At 41.1% G+C, this 18,753-nt stretch carries 15 protein-coding genes and 1 pseudogene; 10 read left to right on the top strand and 6 right to left on the bottom strand.

Translation table 11 applies throughout. The annotated features are described in order from the left end of the window. Positions 1 to 417: 417 nt before the first annotated feature. The 6 genes and pseudogenes from ACRWQL_RS08840 to priA all read right to left on the bottom strand — a co-directional run bounded on the left by ACRWQL_RS08840 (position 418) and on the right by priA (position 7,706). Positions 418 to 804: a gamma-butyrobetaine hydroxylase-like domain-containing protein gene (locus ACRWQL_RS08840; protein WP_434927923.1), complete on the bottom strand. Its 387-nt coding sequence runs from the start codon at positions 802 to 804 to the stop codon at positions 418 to 420. A gap of 190 nt (positions 805 to 994) precedes the next feature. Beyond that, positions 995 to 2,320 (bottom strand): HslU--HslV peptidase ATPase subunit, encoded by a 1,326-nt coding sequence (gene hslU / locus ACRWQL_RS08835; protein WP_434927924.1) that lies wholly within the window; start codon positions 2,318 to 2,320, stop codon positions 995 to 997. A 20-nt stretch (positions 2,321 to 2,340) separates the two neighbouring features. Then, positions 2,341 to 2,865 carry an ATP-dependent protease subunit HslV gene (hslV, locus tag ACRWQL_RS08830; protein ID WP_226411739.1) on the bottom strand — a complete coding sequence of 175 codons (525 nt, stop codon included), beginning with the start codon at positions 2,863 to 2,865 and terminating at the stop codon, positions 2,341 to 2,343. Positions 2,866 to 3,023: 158 nt separating this feature from the next. Beyond that, entirely contained in the window at positions 3,024 to 3,617 is a 594-nt protein-coding gene (locus ACRWQL_RS08825) for an SPOR domain-containing protein (protein WP_434953137.1), read from the bottom strand. A 2-nt stretch (positions 3,618 to 3,619) separates the two neighbouring features. Then, positions 3,620 to 5,365, bottom strand: a complete 1,746-nt coding sequence (gene argS / locus ACRWQL_RS08820) for an arginine--tRNA ligase (RefSeq protein ID WP_434953136.1) — start codon at positions 5,363 to 5,365, stop codon at positions 3,620 to 3,622. A 146-nt stretch (positions 5,366 to 5,511) separates the two neighbouring features. After that, positions 5,512 to 7,706, bottom strand: a pseudogene (priA, locus tag ACRWQL_RS08815) (primosomal protein N'). A 103-nt stretch (positions 7,707 to 7,809) separates the two neighbouring features. Between priA and ACRWQL_RS08810 the strand changes: the two are divergent. From ACRWQL_RS08810 to mshL, 10 genes are all read left to right on the top strand, one after another. Continuing rightward, entirely contained in the window at positions 7,810 to 8,610 is an 801-nt protein-coding gene (locus tag ACRWQL_RS08810; protein ID WP_434953135.1) for a FimV/HubP family polar landmark protein, read from the top strand. A gap of 184 nt (positions 8,611 to 8,794) precedes the next feature. Continuing rightward, positions 8,795 to 10,117, top strand: coding sequence for a FimV/HubP family polar landmark protein (locus tag ACRWQL_RS08805; RefSeq protein WP_434953134.1), 1,323 nt, complete (start codon positions 8,795 to 8,797; stop codon positions 10,115 to 10,117). Positions 10,118 to 10,287: 170 nt separating this feature from the next. Continuing rightward, complete coding sequence (rpmE, locus tag ACRWQL_RS08800; RefSeq protein WP_226411727.1) at positions 10,288 to 10,500, top strand: 50S ribosomal protein L31; 213 nt, start codon at positions 10,288 to 10,290, stop codon at positions 10,498 to 10,500. A gap of 418 nt (positions 10,501 to 10,918) precedes the next feature. Next, positions 10,919 to 12,157, top strand: a complete 1,239-nt coding sequence (locus tag ACRWQL_RS08795) for a malic enzyme-like NAD(P)-binding protein (RefSeq protein ID WP_434939735.1) — start codon at positions 10,919 to 10,921, stop codon at positions 12,155 to 12,157. 159 nt (positions 12,158 to 12,316) lie between these two features. Continuing rightward, positions 12,317 to 14,236 (top strand): RNase E specificity factor CsrD, encoded by a 1,920-nt coding sequence (gene csrD / locus ACRWQL_RS08790; protein WP_434953133.1) that lies wholly within the window; start codon positions 12,317 to 12,319, stop codon positions 14,234 to 14,236. Between the two features lie 360 nt (positions 14,237 to 14,596). After that, entirely contained in the window at positions 14,597 to 15,478 is an 882-nt protein-coding gene (locus tag ACRWQL_RS08785) for a biogenesis protein MshI (protein ID WP_434953132.1), read from the top strand. Then, on the top strand, positions 15,475 to 16,083 hold the full coding sequence (locus tag ACRWQL_RS08780) for a fimbrial assembly protein (RefSeq protein WP_434953130.1): 609 nt from the start codon (positions 15,475 to 15,477) through the stop codon (positions 16,081 to 16,083). The genes ACRWQL_RS08785 and ACRWQL_RS08780 overlap by 4 nt, the downstream gene beginning before the upstream one ends. Then, complete coding sequence (locus ACRWQL_RS08775; protein ID WP_434927935.1) at positions 16,080 to 16,742, top strand: MSHA biogenesis protein MshJ; 663 nt, start codon at positions 16,080 to 16,082, stop codon at positions 16,740 to 16,742. The genes ACRWQL_RS08780 and ACRWQL_RS08775 overlap by 4 nt, the downstream gene beginning before the upstream one ends. Beyond that, the gene (locus tag ACRWQL_RS08770; RefSeq protein ID WP_434927936.1) at positions 16,723 to 17,040 is read left to right on the top strand and encodes an MSHA biogenesis protein MshK; all 318 of its coding nucleotides are present in this window, start codon (positions 16,723 to 16,725) and stop codon (positions 17,038 to 17,040) included. Before ACRWQL_RS08775 ends, ACRWQL_RS08770 begins: the two co-directional genes overlap by 20 nt. 13 nt (positions 17,041 to 17,053) lie before the next feature. Continuing rightward, complete coding sequence (mshL, locus tag ACRWQL_RS08765; RefSeq protein WP_434953129.1) at positions 17,054 to 18,733, top strand: pilus (MSHA type) biogenesis protein MshL; 1,680 nt, start codon at positions 17,054 to 17,056, stop codon at positions 18,731 to 18,733. The last annotated feature ends 20 nt before the right edge of the window (positions 18,734 to 18,753 follow it).

Here is an 18,753-nt window from a genome sequence, read left to right as displayed (position 1 = left end):
TTAGCTATATTTTCAGTTTACCTATACATGATGGTAATTTATTAGGATTTGATGTGGCACAAGTTTCTGATTTTTAATGTTTTTGTGTGACTTCGGCGTTATTTCTTTTATTTATTAAGAGGTTTATCTGCCATAGTCGCAAGATGGGGTTAATTAAAAACTTGCTGCAAAGGAATTCAGCAGGAATGTTTTTTAAAGTTCATTTACAACGGCGGCGATGCTATTTTTGAGGGGGATTTTATGCGTTTCTATTTAGGGCTTTCCTGTACGTATAGTTTCAAATGGGCGTGAGCTAATAAAGACATGATAATTAACAGTTTATTCCAGACAGGTAAGTGCTATCCCATCGTTTAACGGTAGCATAATTAAATTACTACCATATTAATAATTCAAATAAAAACGCCTGGCAGATAAGGTTTATGAGTACTTAATGTTCATTGAAATCAGCGCTTCACGCGACCCCTTTTCCGCGCGAAGTCGGGCTAAATACTGTTGCCAAAGCTCGACCTGATTAGTACACAAATCAAATAAAACCTTCCATGAAAACAAGCCTGTATCATGACCATCATCAAAGATAATCTTTACCGCATAATTACCAACGGGTTCAATGGCAGTAATGTTAACCTCTTTTTTATGGGTGACTAAAACGGGATTACCATGACGCTGTACTTCAGCCGATGGCGAGTGAACGCGTAACATCTCACAACTAATGCTGTGGGTTTGGCCATTGTCGAAACTGACTTCTAATAACTTAGATTTACGCTTAAGTTTAATACCCGTGACGTCGGGTGTGGCTGCTGACATATGATTACCTTTTAAAATATCTAGCCAAAAAAGTGATAGGCCTATAAAAATGTTGATCCATAAAAAAGGATTAACGCTAAACCCAATATGTTAATCATACTCGATTGTAGTGTTAATCCAATTTTTGTCGTGTCTAAACGTGACGCGCTTTGCTTAGGCCACTATTTATACCTGTTATCGATTATGCCAATTACAAAATAAAGCGGCTTAAATCTTCATCTTGAACGAAGGCATCTAAGTGTTTATTAACGTATTCAGCGTCAATGACAAAACTAGAACCGGATATTTCAGAAGCCTCGTATGAGATATCTTCCATCAGCTTTTCCATCACAGTATGTAAACGGCGGGCACCAATGTTTTCTGTGCGCTCGTTGACCTGCCAAGCAGCTTCAGCGATCCGCTCGATACCCGATTCTGCAAATTCAACTGTTACGCCTTCGGTGCCCATTAACGCGATATATTGCTCAGTCAATGAAGCATGCGGCTCTGTTAAAATGCGTTTGAAATCATGAGCCGTTAGCGCATCTAGCTCAACGCGAATAGGCAGTCGACCTTGCAGCTCTGGGATAAGATCTGATGGTTTTGACATCTGAAATGCGCCTGAAGCAATAAATAAGATATGGTCTGTTTTAACCATGCCGTGTTTAGTAGTAACAGTACAGCCTTCGACTAATGGCAGTAAATCACGTTGCACACCTTCACGGGACACATCAGGCCCTGAGGTTTCGCCACGTTTACAAATTTTGTCAATTTCATCTAAAAAGACAATGCCATGCTGTTCAACTAACTCAATAGCTTGCTCTTTTAAATCTTCTTGATTAACTAACTTTGCAGCTTCGTCTTCAATTAATTGTTTATAAGCGTCTTTAATTTTCATCTTCTTACGCTTTGAAGTGTTTTGACCTAGATTTTGAAATAGCCCTTGCAGCTGATTGGTCATTTCTTCCATGCCTGGCGGCGACATGATTTCTACACCAATTTGCGGTGCAGTAACATCTATCTCGATTTCTTTATCGTCGAGAGAGCCTTCACGCAGTTTTTTACGGAAAATTTGACGGGTACCCGAATCTTCTTTTTTGTCGGTTTCCCAGTCTTCTTTTGGCTTAGGCAGAAGGGCATCTAAGATGCGTTCTTCGGCTAATTCTTCAGCGCGGAAACGGCACTTTTTCATTTGCAGTTCACGGGTCATTTTTACCGCAGAGTCGGTTAAATCACGAATGATTTGCTCGACTTCTTTACCGACATAACCGACTTCAGTGAACTTTGTCGCTTCAACTTTGATAAACGGGGCGTTGGCGAGCTTAGCTAACCGACGGGCTATTTCAGTTTTACCTACGCCAGTAGGGCCAATCATTAAAATATTTTTCGGGGTCACTTCTTGGCGCAATGACGCGTCAAGCTGCATCCGGCGCCAGCGATTACGAAGGGCAACAGCGACTGAGCGTTTAGCATTTTTCTGGCCAATAATGTGCGAATCGAGTTCGTGGACAATTTCGCGAGGGGTCATTTCAGACATAGTTTTTCCTTTCACTCGAATTAATAATTCAGCTCTTCGACAGTTTTGAATTGGTTGGTAAATACGCAAATATCGCCAGCAATAGTCAGTGACTTCTCAGCAATGTCACGGGCGCTTAATTCGGTATTTTGTAATAGGGCAAGTGCTGATGCGTGGGCATAGTTACCACCTGAACCAATGGCAATTAAATCATATTCTGGCTGCACGACATCGCCGTTACCTGTGATGATTAATGATTCTTTTTCATCGGCGACCACTAACATGGCTTCTAACTTACGCAGCATTTTGTCGGTACGCCAGTCTTTAGCTAACTCGACTGCAGATTTAAGCAGGTGACCTTGATGCATTTCTAGCTTGGTTTCAAAGCGCTCGAACAAGGTGAATGCATCAGCGGTGCCGCCAGCAAAACCCGCAAGTACTTTATTGTGATACAGACGACGCACTTTACGCGCATTACCTTTCATTACAGTATTGCCTAGGGAAACTTGGCCATCACCTGCGATGACAACTTGGTTATTGCGGCGAACAGATACGATAGTAGTCACGGTTAATCCTCTTCACTAAACTCAGCAACCTTGAACAGGGTGCTGATTGATATAAAGGATATGGGGTAGCGGATGAGTGTTTTCAAGTGAAGAAGATGAACATTCATTTATGAAAAAGCCCGATGGCTCGGGCTATTTAAATGGCTCTTAAAATAGGTTTATTGCCATAACCAAATTTGGCAGGTATTTATACCGCCTTTTTGCATTTTATGACGACCACGCTCTCCATCACGTTTACTTTCAAAAGGCCCTAAAACGACTCGATACCAAATGCCATTAGCGCCTTCTGAACGCTTAACCAGTGCTTCCATGCCCATGAAGGCAATACGCGCTTTCATCTCATTGGCTTGGCTTTCCTGACGGAACGAGCCACATTGCATTTGATATAGGCCGCTAGACACCACACCAGAGTTTGGTACATCAACCTCAACCTGTTTGTTCTCTAATTCTTCAAGATAAGTCCATTCTTCTTGAGGCTTAGGCGGCAGTTCATTAGGATCTTTTTTAACGACTGCTGGTTTGGCTATTGGCGTGTCAGTTTTATTGGCCGTTGACGATGCTGTTCCTGTTGCGGAATCAGTAGAGCTGCCGTTAATCATCCATAAAAAATAACCAAAACCGGAAACCAATACAATAGCCAACAACCATGGGATGATTGGCATAGTGCGCGTATCTTTGCGTTTTGAAGCACGCGAAGTCTTAGCTGCTTTTGCAGCAGGTCTAGGTTTACGGTTAGCGTAATCTCGGCTCATATTTACATGCGCTCTAAGGTTTCAATGCCTAATAACGACAAACCTGTTTTTAAAGTGTTAGCGGTTAATTGTGCTAACAGTAAGCGGCTGCGTTTTTGTGCATCCGTGTCGGCGGCTAGCACTGGGCACGCTTCATAAAAGCTAGAAAACTCGCTGGCTAGCTCATACAAGTAAGCACATAGCACATGTGGCTGACCTTTGTCGGTCATGCGCGTGAGCACTTCACTAAACTGGGCAAGTTTGGTGCCTAAGTCTTTTTCTTTTGCATGCTCTAATACTATTTCGGCCTGGCTTAAGTCAATGTCTTCGGCGCGTTTGAAAATACCGGCTACACGGGTATAAGCATAAAGTAGGTAAGGCGCAGTATTGCCTTCAAAACTTAACATTTGCTCAAAGCTAAAAATGTAATCACTGGTTCTGTTTTTAGATAAATCAGCATATTTAACCGCGCTAATGCCTACTACGCGGGCGATTTCAGTTAATGTGGCTTCGTCCATGTCTGGATTTTTACTGCGAACCAAATCAAGTGCGCGAACGTTTGCTTCATCAAGTAAGTCGACTAGCTTAACCACGCCACCACTTCGGGTTTTGAATGGACGACCGTCTTCACCGTTCATGGTGCCAAAACCTGTGTGCTCTAAGGTCATGTCGTTGCGAACGAATTTAGCTAGGCGAGCAAGCTTGAACACTTGCTGAAAATGAAGTGCTTGACGTAAATCAACAAAATACAGCGCGCGATCTGCTTTTAATACATTAGAACGATAACGCATCGCGGCTAAATCTGTGGTGGCATACAGGTAACCGCCATCGGCTTTTTTAATAATAACCGGTAGTGGCTCGCCTTCTTTTGTTTTGAATTCATTCTGGAAAACAACTTTAGCGCCATTACTTTCAGTCAATAAACCCTGGCTATCTAAATCGGCAACCACTTGGTCTAAATCAGCATTGTAAGCACTTTCACCATGCACATCATCACGGGTTAAACTCACCCCTAAACGTTGGTATACCTCTAAACAATGGCTTAATGAAATATCATTAAACTCACGCCACAGTTTATTACAGTAGGCATCGCCTGATTGCAGTTTAACCACTAATTGGCGGGCGCGGGTGGCAAAGTCAGCAGACTCATCAAAACGAACCTTAGCAGCACGGTAGAAAATTTCTAGGTCAGATAATTCTAATGTCGCTTGTTCACCATTGGCCGCTCGAAGTTCTTCCATATATGCTAACAACATGCCGAACTGTGTGCCCCAGTCACCGACATGGTTTTGACGAATAACGTTATGGCCTAAAAATTCTAACGCGCGCACCACACTGTCACCAATAATGGTTGAACGCAGATGACCTACGTGCATTTCTTTGGCTAAATTGGGTGAGGAGTAATCAACAACAATAGTTTGCTTATTCGGCAGCTTAACCCCTAAATGGGCATCATTAATCGCTTGCTGTAATTGGTTAGCCAGTGCGTTGTCATCAATAAAAAAGTTAATAAACCCAGGGCCAGCAATTTCAACTTTAGCCACATGAGATGAGGCGGGTAAAGTATCAATAATCAGCTGGGCAACATCACGCGGCGGTTTGCCGATAACTTTAGTCAGCATCATTGCTAGGTTGCTGGCGAGATCACCATGGCTTTTATCTTTAGTGCGGTCCACCTGAATACGGGCTTGAAAATCAGCAGGTACAATACCTTGTTCTATAAACGAGGCGATGGTTTGTTGTAGTAAAGATTCAATATGTGATTTCATGGGCCTTTGCTTGCACTAAATTCGTTAATGAATGACGCGACAGAACCGCATATTTTAGCCGCTTATGGGGGTAAATTGCTATGTACTTGATGGAATTTTTTCAGATCAGATTATAAGCTTGCCATAAATGTGCTAAATGTTAACCGCTACATGAGGTCTTGTGGGTCACGATCTATGCTCCAACGGCACTTTTTGGTCTGTGGAAGTTGTTCTATAAACTCAAGAATTTTTTCAAATTCGATTTGTAACCGCTGACGTGATTTAGCTTGAAACATTAACTGGCGGCGATATTTACCTGCCTTTCTGTCTAATGGCGCGGGTATCGGACCAATAATTTCAAAGTCTTTATCCTGCGGGAGCAGTTGGCTGACTTGGTTAAGAAAACTGTCGGCATCAGCAGCTAGGTGTGCTTCAGCGCGAATAAGCACCATGTGCCAAGCGGGGGGCAGCAGGGCTAATTGACGCTCTTTGAGTTGCTCGCGGGCAAAGTCACCATACCCCTGGCGTAATAAACTGCGCAGTAATGGATTATCGCTTTGGTGAGTTTGTAGTAATACTTTGCCGGGTTTATCCGCACGTCCCGCTCGGCCAGATACCTGGGTGTAGAGTTGACCAAAACGCTCGGGGGCACGAAAGTCAGCACTGAATAATGCACCATCGACATCTAATAAACCGACTAAGGTAACATCTGGGAAGTGATGTCCCTTAGCCAGCATTTGCGTACCAACTAGAATTTTATATTCCCCTTTATGAATACCGTGCAATTGTTTTTCTAACGAGCCTTTGCGCCTTGTGGTGTCGCGATCTATTCGCACTACTGGGTATTTGGGAAACATTGTGGTTAATGCTTGTTCGAGTTGCTCAGTACCTAATCCATGACCCATTAGCATAGTGCTGCCACATTGATGGCACTGCTTAGGAATAGCGTATTGATTGCCGCAATGGTGACAGCAAATCTCATTCAAACCTTGGTGGACAGTAAAAAAGGCATCGCAGCGGTCACACTCGTGCAAATGTCCACACTCGTGGCATAACAATGCCGGAGCAAAGCCACGACGGTTTAAAAATAATAGCACTTGATTACCTGCATCTAAATGCATGCGCATTTCATTAATCAGTGAGGCTGACATACCATGCTTAAGCGGCTGGTTGGTGATATCAATAATTCCCTGTTTAACCTTTTGTGCTGCGCCTGCTCGTTCACTTAGCGTGAGATGATGGTACCGACCTGATATGGCATTTTGTAATGATTCTAAAGAAGGTGTAGCAGTACCTAAAATGACCGGGATATCTTCATAATGGCCTCGCATAACGGCTAAGTCACGGGCGTGATAGCGAACTCCCTCTTGCTGCTTAAAGCTGGAATCATGTTCTTCATCTAAAATAATGACCCCAGGAAAAGACATTGGGGTAAATAGAGCAGAACGTGTGCCAATAATAATCGCCGCTTGACCGCTTCTAGCTTGTCGCCAAGCATCAAGCCGTTGATTGTCGGTAAGCCCTGAATGAATTACCGCAATATTGACCGCAAATCGACGCTTAAAACGATTAATGGTTTGTGGGGTCAAGCCAATTTCAGGTACTAAAATAAGTGCCTGTTTACCTTGCTTTAATACTGTTTCAAGCACAGCTAAATATACTTCTGTTTTGCCTGAACCAGTAATGCCTTCGAGCAAACTACAGTTAAAACCTTGTTGCTGATTAAGAATCGATACTGCAACGGCTTGCTGTTTATTAAGTTTATGGGGTGTTTCAGTGATGTCTAACTGCTGACGCCAAGCTAAATCAATGTTGACAGCTTGTGTTTTTTGCTCAATCCAACCTTTATCTTCAAGCGCTTTTAATGCCGCTTTACTATACTCCAAACTTAAAAACTCATCGTGGGTGATAGATTGTAATTTAAGCGCGTCGAATAATTTTTTTGAGCGGGTGCGCGGCTGAGTAAACTGACTTGAGCCTGTTGACCTTGCTCGCTTAAGGCGTAATAAATAATGGCTTGTGGCGCGGTGTCGGCCCCTTTACGAAGCGCAACCGGTAGCGCCTGACTGAGCATTTGCCCCTGGGTGGTAAAATAATATCGTGCAGCCCATAAAGTTAGCTTGTATAAAGATTCAGGTAAAATAGCTTCTGAGTCGAGCACTTGAGTGATATTTTTTACTTGATTTTCAGCTAGATCACATTGATCTGTAATGGCGGTAATTAAACCAATGAGCTGTTGGCGCCCAAAAGGGACTTTGACGCGCAAACCTATTGCTAATGCAGGCATGTCCTTTTCTGGGACGCGATAACTGAAGTTTCTTCGCAGTGGCACAGGTAAAGCGACTTCAACATACACAGGCATAAGGTTCCAAAAAGACAATTTAAATTATTCATCAATAGATGCACTTAGTGTACCGTTAACTGACAATAAATATAACAAACAGAATAAAAAGTAAGGTGAAGCTATGAATATGATGGGATTGATAATCAAATTCCTGCTCGTTGCTGTGCTGATATACAGCCAAGTTTTACCTGCTCAAGTATCACATATCAGTATTAATAGTCGTCAATTTGAACTAGGTCAGCCGCCTGTGTTAAAGGTTAATTTCATTGATCAGCATGCTGATTTATCTTTATATCAATTTGCCATCAAACAAACACACAATCAGCAGACTATAATACAGGTATTGATGGCGGAGAAAATTAATCCTTACTTATTGCATGTTCAAGGGAATAAAGAGGTTACGGACACTGGTGCTGAGTTAATTGTGTCAAGATTACACAGTGATCATTGGGCAGCCATAATCACTTTGGCTTTATTTGATGCGCCTATCTCAGATAAAAGTGCGGCCTTAACTTCAACTGGTATTACATCTGCTAAGGTAAATCAAATCGCCGATACATCTAAAAATAGTTCATCGGCGCTTGTTGATTCAGTTCAATCTTCGCCAGTTAAATCTGCTTCAGTGAGTTCGCAAAAAACACCGCCTTACGTTGAAGCGAATTGCACTATAGAGCGCAATGAAAGTGATACCTTGTGGAAAATAGCGAATCGTTATAAAGGACAGTGGAATACCAATGTTTATGGGGCAATGCTGGCAATATTTGAATCAAATTTGATTGCTTTTTCTAAACAACGTATTCATTTATTGTTGAAGGATGCGCCATTAATTTGCCCATCTAACGAAATTTTGACTGAATATAATGATAAGTCAGCCGATCGTCGCGTATTTGAAGTGATTGAAGCTAAGCATCTGGCTCAGTAGAGCTTAATACATTAATAAATCAGTATTTAGTTGCAGCGGATTAGGGTATTTATATATAGTTGTTAGGCTTTGTTAAAAAAAAGTATCGATAATAAAAATGAGATAGAGCCATAATGGATACGCATCGATAAAAATGACAACGATAATATTGGTGTATGAATATAGTTAGACAAAGGATTAATAAATGAAAGCCTTTCAGGTATGTATCGCTTTAGCGGCATTTGCGGCTAGCGTATTCACTCAACCTGCAGTCGCTGATGTAAGTCATATCGGTATCGAAGCCATGGACTTTGAAGCTGGTGAGTTACCCAAACTAAATGTTAATGTGGTCAGTGACCATAATGACCTCTCACTACTCACCTTTTACATACGTCAAAAATATAAAAATACTATAGTGTTAGAGAAGTTAATTGTTGATGACCATAAGCAAAATACTTTTATTTTACGCGGCGAAGAAAAAATTATTGACCCTAATTCTTCACTGATAGTATCTGAGTATCGCAGTGGTAAATGGCAGCAATATTCACCGGTAAGCTTATTTAAAGGCGATTTGGGGAAGCAAACAGCGAGTCATCAAGCGGATAAGCCGGTAGCGATTAAAACCATGAAGTCTTCGACAGCTTATAAGCAACGCCATCAAAATGTTGTGGCACAACCACAAGCCAAGCCAGAGAGTCGTTACAGCTCATCAATAGCTAGTACCTCATCAAGTACCAGTAATAGGTATTCATCGTCAGCAGACGCGAGTCAATCTGACTGTATAATTAATAAATCTGTCGAAGATACCTTATGGAAGTTGGGTATAAGTAATGCAAAACAATGGGGAACCAATGTGTTTGGTGCCATGATTGCTATTTATGAAACTAATCCAGATGCTTTTATTGATCATAATATTCAAAAGTTAAAGGCTGATAGTAAGCTGAATTGCCCCTCTGGTGAGATGCTTGCTCAGTTCCAAAGTCCGAATCAAGATAAGTTGTCGTTTGATGCGTTAGTGGCGGGGGAAATACCCAAAGCTGAGCATAATAACGTTAATGCCCAGGTTGAAATGGTACAGTCTGATGATCAACAGTCGCAAAGGGTTAAAGCAAGTGAAGTCACTGCACTCCCTGAAGCTATTGAAGCTATTGAAGCTATTGAAGCTATTGAAGCTATTGAAGTTATTGAAACAATTGAAGATGAGATTGTCAGCATTGGGGTGAGTGACAATGAGCCAGTAGCAGATGAGCCATACTTAATATCTGAATGCGTCATCAATAAGCTACCTCAAGACAGCCTGTGGAGTGTTGCAACGGCGAACCATAAGCAATGGAATACGAGTATATTTGGCGCGATATTAGCGATATATGAGGTCAATCCTAGTGCATTTTCGGGGCAGAATATTCAACAGTTAAGAGCCGATGCTACATTGGATTGCCCATCTGAGGATATTTTAAAGCAATATCAAAATGCCCAGGCAGATAAGCTAAAGTTTGATGAATTGGTTGCTAAGCAGCAAGCAAACTAGTAATAAATTAACATCGTTTGGTCTCCAGTGCACTGCGGTGAAAATAACCGCTTGTGTGCAAAGTGTAGAAGCTGTATTATCTTGCGCCTAAAACATATTGTTATTAACTGCATGTGGTGTCCAACTTCGGGTTGAGATAGCGACATGGCCTTCAATTTAAGGTAACCCCCATGAAAACAGGTATTCACCCAGAGTACGCAGAAATTACCGCAACTTGTACTTGTGGCAACATCATCAAAGTAAATTCAACTGTAGGCAAAAGCTTGCACTTGGACGTATGTGGTGCATGTCACCCATTCTATACTGGTACTCAGAAAATTGTTGATACCGGTGGTCGTATTGACAAGTTCAACAAGCGTTTCGGCGCACTTGGTAAAAAGTAATTGCTTGTGCAATTATGACAAAGGCGCCTTAGGCGCCTTTTTTGTTTTTGAAAATCATTTATCTTCACGTGATAACTCTTCCCCAAGATCATTTTGTTATAAACAATAGCTTAGTTTACTTAGCCGGTATTGTTGTTATATTTACTAACATTTTATTGGGTTTAGTGACAATTTAAGCGTTAATTGATTAAATGTTTGTTATTTTACTACACTTTTAACTTGTTGATTTTTAAAAGTTCATAAATGATAAGTTATTATTAAATGGCTTAGGTACTGTAATGGTAAGATGTGTGGTGAAAGTTTGATTTTTTGATTTATATCCACTTTAGATTAGCGTATTGTTAGGGTTCTTCGATGCTGAATAAACCAGCATTTATAAGATAACTGTTCACAACAATAGCCATTCAGGATTGATAAAATGTCAGATATTCGCCAACAAGCCCTCGATTATCATGAATTTCCCGTACCTGGCAAAACTGCCGTTTGTTTAACCACACCCGCACAATCAAGTCATGATTTAGCACTGGCGTACAGCCCTGGTGTTGCAGAACCTGTGCGTGAAATTGCAGCCAACCCTGAGAATGCTTATCGATATACTAATAAAGGTAATACCGTTGCGGTTATTACCAACGGTACCGCAATTTTAGGACTAGGAAATCTAGGTCCTTTGGCTTCAAAGCCTGTGATGGAAGGTAAATCTTTATTATTTAAGCGCTTTGCTAATATTGACTCTACTGATATCGAGGTGACTCACAATACACCAGAAGAATTTATTAATACCGTAGCGGCTATTGCGGATACTTTTGGCGGTATTAACCTTGAAGATATTAAAGCCCCCGAGTGTTTTGAAATTGAAAAAGAATTAATTGCCCGCTGTAATATTCCGGTATTTCATGATGATCAACATGGCACTGCAATTGTAACTGCTGCAGGCATGCTGAACTCACTTGAGATTCAAGGGAAGAATATTAAAGATGCGATATTTGTCTGCCTTGGTGCTGGCGCGGCCGCGATTGCCTGTATGACCATGATAGTAAAATGCGGTGCTTTACGTGAAAACATCTATATGTTGGATCGCCAAGGTGTTATTCATACTCGTCGTGAAGATTTAAATGAATATAAAGCATTGTTTGCCAATAACACTGACAAACGCACTTTGAAAGATGTGATTGAGGGGGCCGATGCATTCTTAGGCTTATCTGGAGCCGATTTGCTGACCGAAGAAGATGTGAAGCTTATGGCGCCTAATCCAATTATTTTCGCTTGTTCAAATCCTGACCCTGAAATTAAACCGGAAATTGCCCACAATATTCGCCAGGATTTGATCATGGGCACTGGTCGCAGTGACTATCCAAATCAAGTTAATAATGTGCTTTGCTTTCCGTTTATTTTTCGCGGTGCTTTAGATGTCCGTGCAGCAGTGATTAATGATGAAATGAAACTGGCAGCGGTTTATGCCATTGCTGATTTAGCCAAAGAAGCTGTGCCTAGTGAGGTTTTAGCTGCCTATCCGAATGTTAAGTCCCTTAGCTTTGGGCCTGAATATGTTTTACCTAAGCCAATGGATCCAAGGTTGCTGGTTAATGTCGCTCGCGCCGTAGCACAAGCTGCGATTGATTCCGGTGTCGCTAAAATAAACAAAGTACCAGCGTATTAATTTATCGGATAAAAATGGTCATCGAGGTGAATATCACTTTATATCAAGGGGCTTAAGCCCCTTTTTGCTGATTTCAACAATGTATCGGGATAAAGCAAAATATTTCCTTTAGATTATGTATACTTATCAAAGAATAAAAATCCAGCAGGAAGCGGATAAATGAAGCTTACTCAAATTCTCACAAAAAAATTGACCAGTTTTTGGTTGGTGTCTTTGGCTGCCGTCGCCTTTGTTTTTTTACTTTGTGCTTTAATGAGCTTTATTCAGCTGACCTACCGTTTTCAACAAAGTAAGGTCACTGAACTGGAATCTATGATTGTGGTCCACTATAAACAACATAGTGAGCGCCAGTTAGATACATGGTTGCCGGCCGTATTAAAAGCCTACCATGCCGAACATTTTCAATTGAGTCTTGGTGATAAAGTCTTATTTACTTATCAAGCAGATCACCCCCGTACTCCTTATTCAAACCTCAATTTATATCAACATGTTATTGACGCCGATAGTGGTCTTAGTATGACGCTTGCGGTACCTCCTCCTTTTAGCGCATATCAGCTGGGGTGGTATGAAACATTGATTCTGTTAATCGGACTTGGTGCCATTGGGGTGTTTGTGCGATACGGTTTAAGGTGGATTAGCCATGAGTTAGAGGGTATCGAGCAACTTGCACTGCGGAGTAAATTAATTTTAGACGGTGATATTAATGCTGCAAAATCACAAGCAACTAATGGACGTCCGCGGCTAATTAATCGCGCTATATCTCGCTTACTTGATGAATTGGATGATGCCAAACAAGAGCGTGGCAGATTAGATCAATTTATTCGATCCAATACTTTTCTAGACCCGATAACTAATATTGGTAATAGGCTGTATTTTGATAATCGTATTGATGCGTTAAGCCATGATAATAAAATGGTGGCCCATGGGGTGATATTTCTACTTGAATTCAATGATGATGCATTAATGGATGTTAAGGCTGATATTGAAGCCGATCGGATATTTTTAACCCAAATAGTTGCCACTATTTCGCCGTTGATTAATGAGCACAGTGAGGTGATTTTTGCACGTAAAACACTGTTGCAGTTTATTATCGTGATCCCTCAATTATCGTTAGATGAAGCCGACTTATTGGCTGACAGATTATTAAGAAACTGCTTATTGGTAGATCATCACCATATAGTCAACCACGACAACTATCTTCATTTTGGTGGTGCATTTTATAAAGCTGGAGATCAGCCATTATTAATCATTGAAGAAGCCGAAATGGCGCTGCGCGCTGCTCAGCTGCAAAGAATTAATACATGGTTTATGTACGATAAAGGTGCGGTGGACCACGAAATTGCTAAAGGGTCGGTTAGGTGGCGCAGTTTTTTAGAAAATGCACTCGTTCAAAAGCGTTTTATTGTAATGACCCAGGCTGTGCTGGATAGTGATAATAGCCTGCTACATTATGAAGTATTTAGCCGTGTTAAAGATAATAAGAATAATGAGGTAAGAGCAACACTATTTATCCCAATGGCCAATAAGTGTGGCTTGATGCCGCAGATAGAAAGGCAGGTTATTGAGAAAGTATTATTTGGTTTAATGCAAAACAATACACTTACCTATAGTGTTAATTTAAGTATGGACACGCTAACAAGCCGTGCTTTTATTCGTTGGATCCAGTCTACTTTGCTTGAGCACAGGCCATTGGCAGCAAGGTTGATTTTTGAAGTGTCCGAAGATATTTTTATTAAGCATCAGCAACATCCACAATTAGCTAAAACGCTCACTATGTTATCTAAAATAGGCGCTAAATTGAGTGTAGATCATGTAGGTAAACAAGTAGTTGGCACACAATATATTCAAAACCAAGATTTTGATTTTGTAAAATTAGATCGTTCAATTATTCGTCAGGTGCATGAGCGACCTGAAAATCAGTTGTATATCCGTAGCCTTATTGGTGGTCTGTTACGTTCGAAGGCGCAGGTCATAGCGGAAGGAGTTGAAATGTTTGAAGAGTGGCAAACATTGAAAATATTAGGCGTTAGTGCCGCCCAGGGGCCGTTCTTGGGTGATGCTATGGTCTGGCAAAGGTGATGAGTAAGTAAACTTATATGTTATCAAATATCGTGAAAAACTTGTTTATCTTAGCGTGACAATCTATCTTATCTAAATAGGGCTATTTTTAGTATTTTTCTATAAAATAGAAAATATTAGCAGCTAAAGTATCGAAGAAGTTCATCATGGATAATGCCATGTTTTTAGTTTTAGTTAACAGTTATGGTTAAATTAATGTTAGCGGTTAATATTTGTACTCAAAAGCCGTATCGTCAAAAGTTTAAATGGATGTAAACACACGATTCGACGCCAACACTTAATTCGAGTTAGATTGACTTTTTTAAGACTCAATAAGTATGTTGGGGATCGACACCATTTAACACGCAAAAAGGTTTTTAGATGAATAGTGGTTTTGTTAATAAATTGGCTTTTTGGCGTACAGCAGAGGCTTCCGCTAAATTGGGCGTGTTTGTCGACACTGACTCAGTGTGGGTCTATCAAAGTGAAATGTCAGGTCAAGCCGAATCGTACACCAAATTTCCATTAACAAAACAGAACTGGAACGAAACTTTTAACGATATAAAACAAAAGTTTGGTACGGCTACTGTGCAAATAGTTATGTCAGCTAGCCATTATCAATCACTGCAAGCCGAAAAACCTAATGTTGAACCAGCCGAAATTAACCAAGCATTAATTTGGACTGTTAAAGACATGGTGTCCGAACCTGTTGCCAATATTCATCTCGATTATTTTGAATCGTCAGTTTCCGCTAACACTAAAATCAATGTCGTTGTTGTCGCTCGAGATAAACTTGTCGCTATTGCGAGTGCGTGTGAAGAACTTGGTTTTACCATTGCGGGTATTACCATTGAAGAGTTAGTGTTAACTCACATATTTGACGCAGATAATATGGCCCACATGTTAGTAACACATTTACCTCACCAGGAGTTGTTATTCACAGTCATTAAAGCGGGTGAATCTTTAATGCAACGCCGTGTACGTGGTTTTAACGAGTTGCAAGATGTTAAAGAACAAGACTTGAGTGCTGGGTTGGCAGATAACTTAAGTTTAGAAATACAGCGCTCAATGGACTATTTCGAAAGTCAGCTGCGCCAGGCGCCGGTTGCTGCGATTAACTTGCTGACAGAGGGTAAGCAAGCTGCTCTGACTAAGCTAGTTGCTGCTAACTTTAATCAAGCAGTTACTATGGTCGAACATCAAGGTGTTGCAGCTTATTTGGCCAAATTAGCCTTTGTAGAACTATCAAGGAGTGAAGTGTGATTAAAAGCAGAATTAATCTCTATACCGCTTCGCTTTTACCTCCCAAGCAAAGGTTAAACTTTACTAGGTTAATGACAGCCCTAGCAGTGTTACTGAGTGTAAGCATACTTTTATATGGCCTTGCCTGGCATCAATTGAATAATATGCAGCATGAATTGCAGCAGGCTAATGCTCAGCAGCAAATGTTAATCGAAAACAAAAACAACTTAGAACAACAGGTTGCTCAACGTGTTCCCGATCGTGATTTAGTCGCCCGTGTTGAGCTTGAGGAGCAACGTTTAGTGTTAAAGCGCTTGCTTAAGAATGAACTAGAGCAGCGCACAGCTTTGATTAGTCAAGGTTATTCTCCTATTTTAACTGACTTGGCAGTGGTATCTGACGCATCAGTTTGGTTGAGTCGAATTTATTTTAATCAAACCCAGATTGAATTTGAAGGTTTTGGGCTGCAACCCTCTAGCATTCCGAGATGGATTGAGCGACTTAATTCGGCTGACACACTTAAGGGTTTTGCCTTTGCCACTATGACGATGGATCGAGGCGAAGATCAGCCTTTGGCCTTTAAGCTTACCAGCATGCCTGTGGTGAGTAAGGAGATGGCTCAATGAAACAAAAGTGGCAGTTAATTGAGCAAAAATTTAATCAGTTGACTCAACGTGAACGAGTATTAATTGCTGCGGCAACGTTTATCGTTATTGGTATGCTGGCTTTTTTGCCACTCGATGGTAGTTGGATGAAAATAACCCAACTAGATAATCAATTGCATAGCGTTGCGCAAGAAACCTCCATTATTGAACAGCAGATTGAGTTATATCAACAAAGGTTGATGTTAGATCCCAATGCAGATTATCAGCAAAGGCTGACATTAATTAATGAGCAGATGCGTGTAGTTGATGCAGAGCTAGATGCGCAAATGGTTGATATGGTGCCAGCAGATTATATGCCCACTGTATTGGCTAATCTGTTATCAAATGATAAAGGCATCAAGCTAATTTCATTTAGCTCTATTGCCCCAATTGCACTTTTACAAGTGGGTGAGGACGAGCAGCATCAGATGAACCTATACAGCCATGGGATCAAGCTGCAAATTGAGGGCGATTATTTTGCTATTTTGAATTTTGTTAAAGCGGTTGAATCTATGCCAGATAAGCTTTATTGGAAGCGTTTAGATTATCAAGTTGCTAAACACCCTACAGCAAATGTCGAATTAGAGTTATATACATTAAGCATTAATAAGGACTTTATCAGTGTTGCTAAACAAGATTAATCCTTACGTTATGAGCAGCTTGCTTTCATTGGTGGTTTTTGCCGCCCATGGGCAGACATTGCGTGATCCGACTTTACCAAGCGCGAGTTATCAAGCCGTCGTTATAGCGGATGCGACAGAAAGGTTAGTGCTAAGTAGCGTCATTAATGGCGCATCTTCGTTTGCGGTGATAAATAATAAAATTATGAAAGTTGGTGATAGGGTACAAGGAGTACGTATTGTGGCAATTGGTAAAAGCCAGGTAAGCTTGTCTGATGGTCGTAAACTTCAACTATTCCAGTCGGTAACAGAGAGATAGGACAATAATAACAATGAAATCGATTAACTATATCACCCCTCTGTTGGCATTAAGTTTGATGGCATGTCAAACCACCAATCGTCCAGATCCAACTGAATCAAAACAATCAATTAATGAGTCATTAACGCAAGCGCAAGCGCCCAAATTGGTTATGCCTCCTCCTGCTGCCATGCCCGCTGATGTGCAACGTGAGCTTAATGGTCAAAACAGTATTGGCGCTTCAATGCCGCCGCTTCCAGCAGAGCGTCGATTTGATGTTTCAGCGCATGAGGTTGATGCAAGAGTCTTTTTTCCTTCATTAGTTGAAGGTACGCCACTCAGTGTTGCTGTGCACCCCGAAGTACAAGGCAGTATTTCACTGTCTTTAAAGGGTGTCACTTTAGCCGAAGCAATCCAGGTTGTTGAAGACATTTATGGCTATGAAGTGAGTCGAGAAGGCCGGATATTACGTGTTTTCCCTTCTGGAATGCGTACAGAGACCTTCTCATTGAATTACTTATATATGGAACGTGAGGGGTTATCGTTAACTTCAGTCAGTTCAGGTCGTATTTCTGATAACGACAATAGTTCAAATTCGAGTAATAACAGTAATTCTAATTCAGGTAACAACAGTAGCTCGAGTAACAACAGTAATAACGACAGCAGTAATAGTAATAGCAGCGATAATACAAATGGTACATTTATCCGTTCCAGAACTAAAACTGATTTTTGGGGTGAACTAAAAGAAACCCTAACCGCTATTATCGGGGAAACTGGCGGCGGACGCCAAGTGGTTGTAACTCCGCAGGCTGGCTTAGTGACGATTCGTGCATTTCCAAATGAGTTACGCCAGGTACGCTATTTTATCGAAAAAGCAGAAACTCATTTACATCGACAGGTGATTTTAGAAGCTAAAATTATTGAAGTGACCTTATCTGATGGTTATCAGCAAGGTATTCAATGGGAAAATGTCATGGGTCATGTTGGTAGTACTAACATTGATTTTGGCACTGGCGCAGGTCAGGGATTAAGTAATGCTATTACCAGTGTAGTTGGTGGCGTGACCTCAATTAATGTCAAAGGTACCGATTTTGCTGCGATGATTAGCCTGCTAGATACGCAAGGTGACGTCAATGTGTTATCAAGCCCAAGGGTGACCGCTTCTAATAACCAAAAAGCGGTTATAAAAGTGGGTAGTGATGAGTATTTTGTCACCGATGTGTCATCAACCACTGTTGCAGGCACCACACCAGTGACTACTCCACAGGTTGAATTAACGCCTTTCTTTTCTGGCATTGCGTTAGATGTCACTCCGCAAATTGATGATGATGGCAATGTGTTATTACATGTCCACCCATCAGTTATAGATGTGAAAGAGCAAACTAAATTAATTAAAATCAGTGATTCCACCTTAGAATTACCTCTAGCACAAAGCGAAATTCGCGAATCTGACACTGTGATTAAAGCGGCATCGGGCGATGTGGTAGTTATTGGTGGTTTAATGAAGAGCGATAATATCGAAATTGTATCTAAAGTGCCGCTATTGGGAGATATTCCCTTTATAGGTGAAGCATTTACAAATCGCAGCAGTTCAACCAGAAAAACCGAATTAATTATTATGCTAAAACCTACCGTGGTGGGTGATGATACCTGGGCAAATGAGCTAAAACGTTCGCAGGATCTTATTGAGCGTTGGTATCCGACTCAGCAGTAACCTTTGGCTGATCAGGAATT

Source organism: Shewanella sp. HL-SH4 (assembly GCF_051164845.1).
Classification (GTDB): domain Bacteria; phylum Pseudomonadota; class Gammaproteobacteria; order Enterobacterales; family Shewanellaceae; genus Shewanella; species Shewanella glacialimarina.
This window is presented reverse-complemented; position numbering and strand designations above follow the sequence as displayed.